General features: G+C 69.3%; 9 protein-coding genes. 5 read left to right on the forward strand and 4 right to left on the reverse strand.

Annotated elements, in window-relative coordinates; genetic code table 11:
- From Q0W90_RS17960 to Q0W90_RS17980, 5 genes are all read left to right on the forward strand, one after another.
- Nucleotides 1-1,576 (forward strand): glycoside hydrolase family 15 protein (locus Q0W90_RS17960; protein ID WP_297775533.1); only part of this gene is annotated, 1,576 nt, incomplete at its 5' end.
- A gap of 42 nt (nt 1,577-1,618) precedes the next feature.
- Nucleotides 1,619-2,635, forward strand: coding sequence for an SDR family oxidoreductase (locus Q0W90_RS17965; RefSeq protein ID WP_297593982.1), 1,017 nt, complete (start codon nt 1,619-1,621; stop codon nt 2,633-2,635).
- Nucleotides 2,632-3,750, forward strand: coding sequence for an enolase C-terminal domain-like protein (locus Q0W90_RS17970; RefSeq protein WP_297775536.1), 1,119 nt, complete (start codon nt 2,632-2,634; stop codon nt 3,748-3,750). The genes Q0W90_RS17965 and Q0W90_RS17970 overlap by 4 nt, the downstream gene beginning before the upstream one ends.
- A gap of 90 nt (nt 3,751-3,840) precedes the next feature.
- Complete coding sequence (locus Q0W90_RS17975) at nt 3,841-4,527, forward strand: PAS and ANTAR domain-containing protein (protein WP_297593978.1); 687 nt, start codon at nt 3,841-3,843, stop codon at nt 4,525-4,527.
- Nucleotides 4,528-4,661: 134 nt separating this feature from the next.
- Nucleotides 4,662-6,443 (forward strand): ABC-F family ATP-binding cassette domain-containing protein, encoded by a 1,782-nt coding sequence (locus Q0W90_RS17980; RefSeq protein ID WP_297698934.1) that lies wholly within the window; start codon nt 4,662-4,664, stop codon nt 6,441-6,443.
- 256 nt (nt 6,444-6,699) lie between these two features.
- Here the strand turns inward: Q0W90_RS17980 and Q0W90_RS17985 are convergent, their stop codons facing one another.
- From Q0W90_RS17985 to Q0W90_RS18000, 4 genes are all read right to left on the reverse strand, one after another.
- Nucleotides 6,700-7,950, reverse strand: coding sequence for an HNH endonuclease signature motif containing protein (locus Q0W90_RS17985; protein ID WP_297775539.1), 1,251 nt, complete (start codon nt 7,948-7,950; stop codon nt 6,700-6,702).
- Nucleotides 7,951-8,093: 143 nt separating this feature from the next.
- Complete coding sequence (locus Q0W90_RS17990) at nt 8,094-9,155, reverse strand: 3-oxoacyl-[acyl-carrier-protein] synthase III C-terminal domain-containing protein (protein ID WP_297593972.1); 1,062 nt, start codon at nt 9,153-9,155, stop codon at nt 8,094-8,096.
- 160 nt (nt 9,156-9,315) lie between these two features.
- Nucleotides 9,316-12,432 carry an acyltransferase domain-containing protein gene (locus Q0W90_RS17995; RefSeq protein ID WP_297775541.1) on the reverse strand — a complete coding sequence of 1,039 codons (3,117 nt, stop codon included), beginning with the start codon at nt 12,430-12,432 and terminating at the stop codon, nt 9,316-9,318.
- A 2-nt stretch (nt 12,433-12,434) separates the two neighbouring features.
- On the reverse strand, nt 12,435-14,050 hold a 1,616-nt coding region (locus Q0W90_RS18000), incomplete at its 5' end, for an SDR family NAD(P)-dependent oxidoreductase (RefSeq protein WP_297775542.1).

Here is a 14,050-nt window from a genome sequence, read left to right on the forward strand (position 1 = left end):
ATGGGGCGGCTACTACGAGCCGGGCACCCTGATCTGGCGGACCCGCTGGATCACTCGCGACGGCATCGTGGAATGCCGCGCCGCACTGGCCTTTCCGGGCGACCCTGACCGGGCGGTGTTGCTGCGGCGCCTCACCGGCTGCCGCGGGACGGCGCGGGTGCGGGTGCTGCTGGCACCGAGCGCCGGGTTCGGCCACCACGCCCCGGGCAAGCCGACCGTGGATGACGGGGTGTGGAGCGGCCGCTCGGGACGGCTGCACTGGCGCTGGCAGGCCGGTTGCGACGCCCGCCCCGTTCGAGCGGCCCGGCAGCAGGGCGAGCTACTCACCTGCGAGATCACGCTCGAGGAGGGCCGGCAACACGACCTGGTGCTGGAGCTGTCCGAACACACGCTGCCCGAGCGGCCGCCGGACCCCGACCTCGCCTGGGAAGCCACCAGCGCCGCCTGGCAGCGCAGCGTTCCCGAGCTGAACTGCACCATCGCTCCCCGCGACGGGCGAAACTCCTACGCGGTGCTGCGCGGGCTGACCAGCAGCGGCGGCGGAATGGTCGCGGCCGCCACGATGAGCCTGCCCGAACGCGCGCACACCAACCAGAACTACGACTACCGCTATGCCTGGATCCGCGATCAGGTGTACGCCGGCATGGCCGCTGCCGCCGTCGGCACGACCGAGCTCCTCGACCGGGCGGTGGAATTCGTCGGCGCCCGGCTGCTCGAGGACGGACCCGATCTCAAACCCGCCTACACCGTCACCGGTGGCGCCGTGCCCAGCGAGAAAACCCTCGACCTGCCCGGTTACCCCGGCGGCACCGACAAGATCGGCAACTGGGTCAACCAGCAATTCCAGCTTGATGTCTTCGGCGAGGCGCTGCAGCTACTGGCCACGGCGGGCACCGCCGACCGGCTCGACGCCGACGGCTGGCGCGCGGCGCAGACCGCGATACAGGCCATCGAAAAGCGCTGGCGCGAGCCGGATGCCGGCGTCTGGGAAATCGACGACGAGCACTGGACACAGTCCCGCCTGGCCTGTGTGGCGGGGTTACGCGCCGTCGCGAAGCTGGCCGGCGGCGGTCCGGAGGTTGCCGCCTGCGCTTCGCTGGCCGATGCGATCCTCGCCGCGACCGCGTCGGAAAGCCTGCACCCGCACGGCTATTGGCAACGCAGCCCGCGGCTCCCCGGGGTCGATGCATCGCTGGTACTGCCCCCGGTCCGCGGCGCCGTGCCCGCCGACGACCCCCGGACCAGGGCCACCCTGGACGCCGTCCGCCGGGAACTCACCGACGACGGGTTCGTCTACCGCTTCCGGCACGACGAGCGCAACCTCGGCGACGCCGAGGGCGCCTTCTTGCTCTGCGGATTCATGATGGCGCTGGCCGAACATCAACTGGGCCATGCCGATTGCGCGATGCGCTGGTTCGAACGCAACCGCACCGCCTGTGGGCCGCCGGGCCTGTTCTGCGAGGAATACGACGTGCGGCAGCGCCAGCTGCGCGGCAACCTGCCCCAGGCGTTCACCCACGCGCTGATGCTGGAATGCACGGCCACCCTCACCGACGATGCCGCCCACCATGACTGATCGGGTGTCTGACATCCGGACCGAGCGAAAGGGATTTCCGCAATGACTCAAACAGTGGTGATCACCGGGGCCAGCGCCGGCATCGGCCGCGCGACCGCCCAGCAGTTCGGGCAGCGCGGCGCGAACGTCGCCCTGCTCGCCCGCGGCGCCGCGGGGCTGGAAGGCGCCGCCCGCGACGTCGAAGCCGGCGGCGGCAAGGCGCTCGCCATCCCGACCGACGTGGCCGACCACGCGGCCGTCGTCGCGGCCGCCGACGAGGCCGAAGCCGCGTTCGGTCCCATCGACGTCTGGGTCAACGTCGCGTTCACCTCGGTGTTCGCGCCATTCAGCGAAATCAGCGCCGAGGAGTTCAAGCGCGTGACCGAGGTCGCCTACCTCGGCTACGTGCACGGCACCATGGCGGCGCTGGCCAAGATGCGCCCCCGCAACCGCGGCACCATCGTCCAGGTCGGTTCCGCGCTCAGTCAGCGATCCATCCCGCTGCAGTCCGCCTACTGCGGCGCCAAACACGCCATCAACGGGTTCACCGAATCGGTGCGCTGCGAACTATTCCACGAGAGCTCGAAGGTGCGCATCACCGTGGTCCAGATGCCCGCGGTCAACACCCCGCAGTTCTCCTGGGTGCTGTCCCGGCTGCCCCGCCATCCCCAACCGGTGCCGCCGATCTACCAGCCCGAGGTCGCCGCACGCGGGGTGCTGTACGCCGCGGATCATCCAGGGCGCAAACAATATTGGGTCGGCGATTCCACCCTGGTGACGCTGCTGGCGCAGAAGTTCGTCGCACCGCTGCTGGACCGCTACCTCGGCCGCACCGGATACGACTCGCAACAGACCAAGGAGCACGTCAGCGCCGGCCGGCCCGACAACCTCTGGCGGCCGCTCGACCAGGAGCCGGGCAGCGATCATGGCGCCCGCGGCGAGTTCGACGACAACTCGCACACCCACAGCCCGCAACTGTGGGCATCGCAACACCCGGTCGTCAGCGGCACCGGCGCGCTGGGCGCCGCCGGTCTCGGCGCGTGGCTCGCGGCGCGCGCGGGCCGCCGGTGGGCGCGATGACAACCGCCGCGCGAGTCGACGCGGCCATCGACGGGGTCTCGGCGCAGGTCTACGAAATCCCCACCGACGCACCGGAAGCCGACGGCACCCTGCCCTGGTCGTCAACCACGCTGGTGCTGGCCGAGGTTGCGGCCGGCGGCCTGCGCGGAATCGGCTACACCTATGGCGACGGCGCGTGCGGCAAGCTGATCAACGGGCCGCTCGCCGGCACGCTCACCGGACACGATGCCGTCGACATCCCCGCCCGGTGGGAGGCGATGGTCAGGGCGATGCGCAACAACGGGCGGCCCGGGCTGGTGTCGTGCGCGATCTCGGCGATCGACACCGCACTGTGGGACCTCAAGGGCAAGCTGCTGGGCCTGCCGGTGTGCCGGCTGCTCGGCATGGCGCACGCCGAAGTACCGATCTACGGCAGCGGCGGCTTCACCACCTACGACGAGCGCACCACCCGCGCCCAACTCGAACGCTGGGTCGAGGAGTGGAGGATCCCGCGCGTCAAAATCAAGATCGGCGAATCATGGGGCGCCGACGTGACACGCGACCTCGATCGAATCGCCCTGGCGCGCAAGGTGATCGGATCAGACACCGAATTGTACGTCGACGCCAACGGGGCCTACCGTCGCAAGCAGGCGATCCGGGTGGCCCACGCCATGGCCGACCACGGTGTCACGTGGTTCGAGGAACCCGTCTCCTCCGACGACCTGGCCGGGCTACGGGAGGTCCGCGACCAGGTGACCCCGGACGTCACCGCTGGTGAATACGGCTACGACCTGGCCTATTTCAATAGGATGCTGGCCGCCGGCGCGGTCGACTGCCTGCAGATCGACGTCACTCGCTGCGGGGGCATCACCGACTGGCTGCGCGCCGCCGCCGTGGCCGCCGCCCGCAACGTGGACGTCTCCGGGCATTGCGCTCCCAACCTGCACGCTCACGTCGCCACCGCCATCCCGAATCTGCGGCATCTGGAGTACTTCCACGATCACCACCGCATCGAGCACATGCTTTTCGAGGGTGCCCTCTCGCCCGAGGGCGGCGCGTTGCGGCCCGACCAGCACCGGCCGGGCTTCGGCCTGGAGTTCAAAACCAGCGACGCCGAGCGGTACCGGCTGGCCTGAGCACACCCGTTCGTACCGCCAGGCATGACGCGCGCAGAAACGGGAATCGATACGCCAAGGTTTTGACAAAAGGGAATGGAGCAACCCGCGATGACAGTGAACTCCGATGACGAAACCGTTGAGGGTCGTGCAGCCGTCACGTCCGCCGTCGTCGACGAAGGCGACCTGAGCGCGGTCGACTCGGTGCTGGGTGTCGGCGACCCACAGCGCGTGGGCAGGTTCCGGTTTTTTCTGGACGGCCATCGCTGGGAGTGGTCGGATGCGGTGGCGCGCATGCACGGCTACCAGCCGGGACAGGTGGAGCCCACCACGGAACTGTTGCTGCGACACAAGCACCCCGACGACCGTGAGCGGGTGGCGGCCGTGCTGGAGCGGGTGATGAAGGGAAAGCCGTTCAGCAGTCGGCACCGCATCATCGACACCGCCGGACGCACCCACTGCGTGATCGTCGCCGGCGATCGGATGGTCGACGGCACCGGTGCGCCGGCCGGCACATCCGGCTTCTACATCGACGTTACCGACTCGCTGCACGCCGACATCACCAATGTCCTCTCGGCGGTGGCCGATGCCCGGGGCCGCATCGAGCAGGCCAAGGGCGTGTTGATGGTCGCCTACGGCATTTCCGCCGAGCGTGCGTTCGACATCCTGGTGTGGCGTTCCCAGGAGGAGAACCTCAAGGTGCGCGACGTCGCCGGCCGCTTCCTGGACGCCATGGCCAACAATGCGTCACCGGAAACGCAAAGCCAGGTGGACCGGGCGCTGCTGACCCTCGGCTAGCGGGACCGTCGGATGGCGCGCCTCCTCCTCCGGCCGTCAACCGGCCGGCATCGTCACCGCGCTAGGGTCGCATCGCGCGCCTCCTCCTCCGGCCGTCAACCGGCCGGCATCGTCACCGCGCTAGGGTCGGCCCGGTGGCGCACCTACTCGGAGCCGAGGCCGTACACCTGGAATATCCGACTCAGGTGGTGTTCGGGTCGATCACGCTCGGGATCAACGACGGCGCGCGCATCGGCATCGTCGGGCGCAACGGCGACGGCAAGTCCAGCTTGCTGCGGCTGCTCACCGGGCAGCAAGAGCCCGACTCCGGCCGGGTCACCCGGCGCAGCGGGCTGCGGGTCGGCGCGCTGAGCCAGGCGGACACGCTGGACCCGGACCGCACCGTGGGCTGGACACTGGTCGGCGATGCCGCCGAACACCAGTGGGCCGGTGACGCGCGGGTCCGCGATGTGGTCGCCGGGCTGGCCTCCGACATCGGTTGGGACGCAACGGTTGCCACGCTGTCCGGCGGCCAGCGCCGGAGGGTGCAGCTGGCCCGGCTGCTGGTGGGCGAATGGGACGTCATCGCGCTCGACGAGCCCACCAACCATCTGGACATCGAGGGAATCACCTGGCTGGCCGGTCACCTGAAGCAGCGCTGGGCGGCCAACACCGGCGGGCTGCTGCTGGTCACCCACGATCGGTGGTTCCTCGACGAGGTCGCCACCACGACGTGGGAGGTGCATGACGGCATAGTCGAGCCGTTCGACGGCGGGTACGCGGCCTACGTGCTGCAGCGCGTCGAGCGGGACCGGATGGCCGCCGCCACCGAAGCCAAGCGGCAGAACCTGATGCGCAAGGAACTGGCATGGCTGCGCCGCGGTGCGCCGGCGCGGACCTCGAAGCCCAAGTTCCGGATCGAGGCAGCCAACCAGCTGATCGCCGACGTGCCGCCGCTGCGCAACACCGTCGAGTTGGCCAAGCTGGCCACCGCCCGCCTCGGCAAGGACGTGATCGACCTGCTCGACGTGTCGGTCTCGTTTGACGGCCGCCCGGTGTTGCGCGACATCGAGTGGCGGATCGCCCCCGGCGAACGCACCGGCATCGTCGGCGCCAACGGCGCCGGTAAATCGACCCTGCTGCGGTTGATCGACGGCACCATCGCGCCGGATGCGGGGCGGGTCAAACGGGGCAAGACGGTGCGGCTGGCGGTGCTGGACCAGCAGGGCGACGCGCTGGCCCCGGTTAGCGACGACCGGATCGCCGACGTGTTGGGCAGGCTGCGCGGCGACTACCAGGTCGACGGCCGTGAGGTCAGCCCGGCGCAGCTGTTGGAGCGGCTCGGCTTCGGCCGTGGCCAGCTGTCCGCCCGGGTGGCCGACCTCTCCGGCGGCGAGCGGCGCCGGTTGCAGCTGATGCTCACGCTGTTGGCGGAGCCCAACGTGTTGCTGCTCGACGAGCCGACCAACGACATCGACACCGACACGCTGACCGCCGTGGAGGATCTGCTCGACTCCTGGGCGGGCACGCTGATCGTCGTCTCGCACGACCGCTACCTGCTGGAGCGGGTCACCGATCAGCAGTACGCGGTGCTCGACGGCCGGCTGCGGCACCTGCCCGGCGGCATCGACGACTACCTGCGGCTGGCCGAGCAACGCGCCGCCCAGGCGGCCACCGAACCGTCGCGGCCGTCGCGGCCGTCGCAGCCGGCGATGTCCGGTGCCCAGCGCCGCGCCGCCGAGAAAGAGGTGGCCGCCGCCGACCGCCAGCTGGCGCGCCTGGCGGACCGCATCAAGGACAAACACAACGAACTCGCCTCACACGACCAGTCCGACCATATCGTCATCACCCGGCTCACCCAGGAGCTACGCGCGCTCGAAGACGAGGTCGCCGCGACCGAGGGCCGTTGGCTGGAGCTCTCCGAGCAGCTCGAATAACCTTGAGCGGCAATAGGGTTCGTGAGCGTGTCGAGGCGCAACGAACTTTCCGACGGGCTCAGACTCGACCGACGAAGGTGCGCACCGCCGGCAACCGATGCTCAGGGCCGGCCATGGCGATGCGGGTCGGCGGCGGTGCGCCGTTTGGTTGTCCGCCCCGATGTCCGCGATGCGTCCGCGGGATAGTGTGAACGAAGTCCTTTATGCCCCAACCTATTTGAGACTTCAACACAGTGCCGGTGGTGACCGGGCTAGGTTAATTGGTTGTCGGTGGTGGTTGGGGTTGGAAGGGTTCATACCACCACCAGTCGGCGCGCTCGCCGGTAGGTCCCGGGCAGGGCGCCACCGCGGGCGGGGGTTGCGTCGGTGGGCGCGCCAGCGATCCCGGGCTCAGTAATCGGCCGGCGTCGTCGGTGACGGCCAGAGCATCGGCGGGTCCGGTGATGGTGATGACGCCCCGGTGATGCAACCGGTGGTGATACGGGCAGAGCAGTATCAGGTTGGCCAACTCGGTGGGGCCGCCGTCTTCCCAGTGTCGGATGTGATGGGCGTGCAGACCACGGGTGGCACCACAACCTGGAACCGCGCACATGCTGTCGCGGTGCTCGAGCGCGCGGCGAAGCCGCCGATTGATCACCCGCGTCGCCCGCCCGGCACCAATAACCTGTCCATGTCGTTCGAACCAGACTTCACAGGTGGCATCACAGGTGAGGTATCGGCGTTCGGCGTCGGGCAGCAGCGGACCCAGATGCAGGGCGGCAGCGCGCCGCTCGACGTCGAGGTGCACCACCACGGTGGTGTGCTGCCCGTGTGGCCGGCGGGCCGCCTCGGCGTCCCATCCGGCCTCGACCAGGCGCATAAACGCGTCGGCGGTGGTAGGCAAAGGGGGCCGCTGATCGCAACCGCCCTGGCCCTCGCCGTGATCGCGCTTCCATTCGGCGATCAGCGCATCACGATGAGACGCCAAGGCGGCGTCGAACGTCGCGGCATCATGGTGGCCAAGTGTGATCCGATAGCAGCTGCCCCGCTCGTTGGTGGTCGTGGTAATCGAGCGCTCGGGCTCGGGCCGAGGTTCGGGTTCGGGTCGCGGTTCCAGCCTGACCGCGGTGCGCAGCTGATTGACCGTGGCACTGGCCGCCAACTGCGCGTAGTGCTCATCGGATCCCGCCCCGGCCCCCGCCGCGATGACGCCGACCTGATCCAGCGACAGCCGACCCTCGCGCATGCCCGCCACGCAGCGTGGGAACTCCTGCAGCCGGCTCGCGATGCCGCTGATCGTGTGAGCATTTGCCGTCGAGCAGCCGGTCTTCCAGGCCACCAACGCCGGCACCGACCGCGCGCCGGTGGCGCCGCACAATTGGTCGCAATCGATCTCGGCCACGATCTCAACGATGCGCCCATCAATCGCGTTGCGCTGACCGGTCAACTCCGCCAGCTCCTCGAACAGCACCTCAAGACGCTCGCTAGGACTCACCACCACGGCGCCAGCGGATGCGGTCGAAGACATGACGTCATCATCGCAGCCACCACCGACAAATCCGGGAAGCAACAGGTCAACCCGCAGCGATCACCGCGAATCCCGATCCGTGAGCCAAACAAGGCCGTCGCGCTACCTAGGTTTTTCGCTGCATCTCGACGGAAGTTACCCGCTCAGTGCCAGCGCAGCAGCACCAGTTCGGAACCGAAACCGGGCCCCGTCGCGAGCATCAGCCCGGGGCTCCCGCCGGGCGGCGGTTTGGCGATGGTGTCCCGCAGGATGTGCAGCACCGACGCCGACGACAGGTTGGCGATTTCGCCGAGCGAGCGCCAGGTCAGCTCATGCGCCTGCGGCGGCAGCTCGAGGCACTTGGCGATGGTGTTGATGACCTTGGGGCCGCCGGGGTGAGTCACCCAGGCCCCGATCTCGTCCTTGGTGAGCTGATGCGCGGCGAGGAACCGGGTCACGTCGTCGGCCAGGTACCGGTCGATGACCTTCGGCAGTTCGGGAGACATCACCAGCTGCATTCCGGCGGAGCCGATGTTCCACCCCATGATGTGCAGCGATTCGGGGTACAGCCGGCTGCTCGAATCGAGGATGTCGGGTCCGGCCGAACTCAGTTGCTCGGCGCGACGGTCGCCGACGGCGACCACGGCGGCGGCGCCATCACCGAACATCGCCGTCCCGACCAACCCCGACACGGTCGGCCTGACCGCGGGGAAGGTGAGCGAGCACAGCTCGACGGAGACCAGGGCCGCGACGCCATCGGGTGCGCCGCGCAGGTAGTCGTGCAGCCTGCCCACTCCCGCCGCACCGCCGGCGCAGCCCAACCCGAACAGCGGCAACCGGCGCACGTCCGGGCGCAGGCCGAGACGCCCGACGATCCGGGCGTCGAGCGAGGGGACCGCAACGCCGGTGACGGTCGTGGTGGCGATCATGTCGATGTCGTGCGGGTCCAGCCCGGCCTCGTCGAGAGCGCCCAGCAATGCGTCGCAGCCCAGTTCCACGGCCTTGTCGATGAAGATCTCGTTGGCCTCGCCGAAGTCGGTCAGCGAGCGATACCTGTCGAGCGGCAGCACGAAATGGCGGCTGTTGACCTTGGCGGCGGCGTGCAGGCGCCGGACGATCTCTTCGTGTTCCTTCAACGCGGGGAACTCGGCGATCGCGTCGGTGATTTCGGCTTGGCTGTAGCGATGCGGCGGCAATGCGCCGAACACACCCGCGATGACGCTCATGCTCTACTCTCTTGATTGCCAACCAGCTTCACTACGATTCCCCGTAATGCAGGAAGTTTATGCGGTTCTGTGGGGTCGTGCAAAAGTTCCATGTATTCAACACATGTCTTATTGATGGGCCGTTGTGTTCGCGTAATCGGGTCCGACAGCGGGGAATTCGTCATTCGATATCTTCATCATCCGCCGCGTTGAGCGCCATGGCAATTAACGCGTCGGGGCTTAAAGAGTCGATGTCGTCACCGGTACCACTTGGGCCATTTGGTTCGGCGACGGGTGTTTCCGGCATGCCGGCGAGTAATAGGAGTTTGTCGAGCAATCCCGTTCGGCGAAGCTCGCGCAGCGGAATCTTCCGCAGCGCGGACCATATCTTTTCGTCGTCCGATTCCTCGTCTTCGTCATGGAGCAGTTGCCGGCGGAGATGATCGGCCAGCGCGGCCGGGGTCGGGTAGTCGAAGATCAACGTTCGTGACAACGCCATCCCGGTATGGGCGGTGAGGCGGTTGCGCAGTTCCACCCCGACCAATGAGTCGAATCCGAGGTCGCCGAAGGCGCGGTCATGGTCGACGGCGTGGCCGCCCGGATGCCCCAGGACGGCCGCCGCGTGCTCGCACACCAACTCCACCAGCACACGCTGCTGTTCCTCGCGCGGCAGTCCGTGCAACCGTTGGGCCAAATCGGGTGAGCGGGTGACGGTGGCGACCGGCGTCCCCGCCGCCGGCTCCGCTCCCCCTCGCCCGGCCAGCCAAAACCTCTCTCGCGCAAAGCCATACGTCGGCAAGTCGACTCGCCGGACGTTCAGGCCGGCGAATACGCTCGCCCAGTCGAGGTCGAGCCCACGGGTGAACAATTGCCCGGCGGCGCCCAGAGTCGATTCCGTCTCGGGGCGATCCTTCGCCATGGTGGCCAGCGCCACCGCCCGCTCCGCGCTCAGCGATTGGTCCACGGCGGCCGTCAGCGCCGCGCCCGGACCCAGTTCCAGGAAGATCGCGGCGCCGGCCGCCTCGGCGGCGCGCACTCCCTCGAAGAAGCGCACCGGTTGACGTATGTGCTCGACCCAGTAGTGCGCCGATCCGTATGAGGTGTCGGCAAGGCGCCCGGTCAGATTCGACACCAGCCCGAATCGCGGGCGTCCCGGCTCGATACCCGCCACCACCGCGGCGAACTCCTCCAGCATGGGCTCCATCAGCGGCGAATGAAACGCATGGGAGACCGCCAACCGGTGCGCGCGCCGGCCCGCCCGGACCAGCCGGTCCGCCACCGCCACGACCGAGGCCTGCTCACCGGAGAGCACCACCGAATGGGGGCCGTTGACCGCCGCAATGCTCACCCCGCCGTCCAGCGCGGGAGCCACCTCGGCCTCGCCGGCTCCGACCGCCACCATCACCCCGCCGGCCGGCAGCGCCGCCATCAAGCGGCCCCGGGCCGCGACCAGTCGCGCCGCATCCGGCAGCGTCAGCACCCCGGCCACGCACGCCGCGGCGATCTCCCCCACCGAATGTCCCATCACCACATCCGGTGTGACACCGAAGGACTGCCACAACGCCGCCAGCGCGATCCCCAGCACGAACAACGCCGGCTGGGCAAACTCCGTGCTCTGCAACAACTCCGGGTCCGCGCCCCACATCACCTCACGCAGCGGCAGCCGCACCTGCCCGTCCACCGCCGCGGCGGCGTCATCGAAGGCCCGGGCGAACACGGCGAAACGCTCATACAGCTGGCGCCCCATCCCCGGCAACTGCGACCCCTGGCCCGGAAAGACAAAGACCGTCTTGCCCGGCGACGTGGCCAGGCCCGTCGTCACACCCGGATGTGACTCCCCCGCCGCCAACGCCGTCAATCCCGTTGCCAGCGCCCCGCGATCGCTACCCACCACCACGGCGCGGTGGTCGAAGATCGTCCGGGTACTGACCAACGACCAGGCCACGTCGTCAGGAGTGAGATCCCCTCGCTCGGCCACGAAGGCCGACAATCGTTGCGCCTGATTGGTCAACGCGCGTTCGGACCGTGCCGACAGCACCCACGGCACCGCCGCGTCTGGGTCCGCGGGCATATCCGATCGCGCCGTATCGGGCTGGGCGGGCGGCTGTTCCACGATGAGATGCGCGTTGGTGCCGCCCATGCCGAACGAGGACACCCCGGCGCGCCGCGGATGGTCGGTGGACGGCCACGGCACCGGGGTGGTATTGACTTGCAGTCCAAGGTGATTCAGATCGGCCTCGGGATCCGCACCGGCATGGTTGAGGGTGGGTGGAATCGTCGAATGCTGGATCGCCAGGACGGCCTTGAGCAGGCCCGCGACCCCCGCGGCGCCGCCGGCGTGGCCGATATTGGTCTTCACCGATCCCACCCGCAGCGGAGTGTGGGCGCGCCCACCGAAAACCTCACCCAGCGCCCGCGCTTCGATCGCGTCGCCGACCTTGGTTCCGGTTCCGTGGGCCTCGACGTAGTCGATGTCGCCTGCCTTCAGGCCGGCGTCGGCGAGCGCACGGTGGATCACGTCGGCCTCGCCGGGAGCCGACGGCACGGTCTGGCCGCCCGAGCCGTGCCCGGCATTGCCCACGGCGCTGCCCCGGATGACGGCGTGGATGCGATCGCCGTCGTCGAGGGCCGCCCCCAACGGCTTCAGCAGCACCAGCCCGGCGCCCTCACCGCGCACGTAACCGTCGGCGCGCCGATCGAAGGCGTAGGTGTGACCCGACACCGACAGGGCACCGAATTCCCGTTCCAGCATGGCGATTTCGTCGGCCAGGTTGAGGTGGACCCCGCCCGCGATGGCCAGCGGCGACTGTCCGCTGCGCACGCTTTCGCAGCCGAGGTGCACGGCCACCAGCGAAGAGGACTGCCCGGAGTCGACGGTCATGCTGGCGCCCCGCAGCCCGTACGCATACGAGATCCTGTTGGCGATCATCGCCCTGCTGATGCCGGTGAACGTGTGGTGGTCGAGGTTGTCGGCGAGATCGCGCAGCGTCAGCGCGGCGTAGTCATCCGTCATCGCCCCGAGGTACACCGAGACCGCCTGCCCGCGCAGCGTTTCCGGCACGACGAAGGCGTCTTCGAACAACTCCCAGGTCAGTTCGAGGGCCAACCGTTGCCGCGGGTCCATCGCGCCCGCCTCGCGGGGCGACAGGTGGAAGAAGTCGGCATCGAATTGCTCGGCTTCCCCGGCGAACCGGGTGCTTTCACGTCCCTCGCACAGCAGACGCCAGAAGGGACCCGGACCGGCCGCCGCGGGGAATTTGCAGGCCAGCCCGATGATCGCGACGTCTGCCGATGGCACCGTCAGGGGCCGACTTCGTCGTCGAGGATCGCGAAGAGCTGACTCTCGGTGGCGGTGGCGAGATCGTCGTCGAACGCGTCCTCGGGGTGGTCCGGCAGCACGATGGGTGACGGGCCGGCCGGCGTGCTCAGCAGGCCTTCGAGCCGGGCGACGAGCTGCGCTCTGTCGTCGGGGCTCAGATCGGGCTGGCTGAGCAGTGCTTGCAGTTCCCGCGCGATGTCGTTGAACCGGGCCGTGCGGTCGGGCGGGGTGGCCGCCGCGGTGGAGGCGTTGGCGGCCAGCTCGGTTCCGAGGTGCTCGGCAAGAGCGGCCGGCGTGGGGTGATCGAAGATCAGCGTGGGAGAAAGGGTCAGCCCGGTGGCGATTTTGAGTCGGTTGCGCAGCTCGACGGCGGTCAGCGAATCGAAACCGAGGTCGCCGAACGCGTCGTCGGCGTTGACATCCGCGCTGGTGTGCCCCAGCACCGTCGCCGCGTTGCCGCAGACCAGTTCCGCCAATTCGGCTTGTCGTTGTTCGGGACTCAGGCCGTCCAGCCGCGCCCGCAGCCCGGTCAGGGACACCATGTCGGTGTGCTCGAGGACCCGGCGGGCCGGGCGTGCGGCCAGCTGACTCAGCAGCGGTGGCAGCGCGGCGCTGTGGTGAGCCAGCGCGCCCCTGTCGAGGCGGGTGCCCACCACCATGGGCTGCTCGCCCAGCAGCGCGGCGTCCAACAGTTCCAGCGCCTGCCGGGTGGACAACGGGCTCAGCCCGGCCCGGCTCATCCTCGCCCTGTCGACCTCACCGAGGTGTCGCGTCATCGTCGAGGGCTCTTCCCACATCCCCCAGGCCACCGACAAGCCCGGAAGCCCGTGAGCGTGGCGATGGACCGCCAGCGCGTCGAGGAAGCTGTTGGCCGCCGCATAGTTACCCTGACCCGGCGCGCCCACGATTCCGGCCATCGACGAAAAGGCCACGAACGCGGACAGATCCAGTTCCTTCGTCAGCTCGTGCAGGTTCCACGCGCCATCGACCTTGGCCCGCAGCACCGTGTCGATGCGCGCGGGCGTCAGCGACGCGACCACCGCGTCGTCGAGCACCCCCGCGGCGTGGAACACCGACCGCAACGGGTACTGCGCCGGCACCCGTGCCAGCAGGTCCGCTGCCGCGTTCCGATCGCCGACGTCGCACGCCACCACCGACACCGCGGCCCCTGCGTCGCGCAATTCGGCTGCCAGCTCAGCGATTCCGGCCGCCTGTTCCCCACTGCGACTGACCAGCATCACGTGCGGCACCCGGTGCCGTTCGACGAGGTGACGAGCCACCGCCGAACCCGCCATGCCGGTGCCGCCGGTGATCAGCGCCGTCCCGCCCGCCAGCCCCGCGGGCCCGTCCGGCATGGTGAGCACCACCTTGCCGATGTGGCGGGCCTGGCTGACAAACCGGTACGCGTCGGCGGCGCAGCGCGCGTCGAAAGCCTTGACAGGCAACGGCGCCAAGGCCCCGCCGGCGAACCACTCCATCAACTCGGCCAGCATCTCCGCGATGCGATCCGGGCCGGCCTCCATCAGATCGAACGCGCGATAACCCACCCCGGGATGGGCGTGCCCGACGGCATGCGGGTCACGCAGATCGGTCTTGC

The organism is Mycobacterium sp. (assembly GCF_025933915.1).
Classification (GTDB): domain Bacteria; phylum Actinomycetota; class Actinomycetes; order Mycobacteriales; family Mycobacteriaceae; genus Mycobacterium.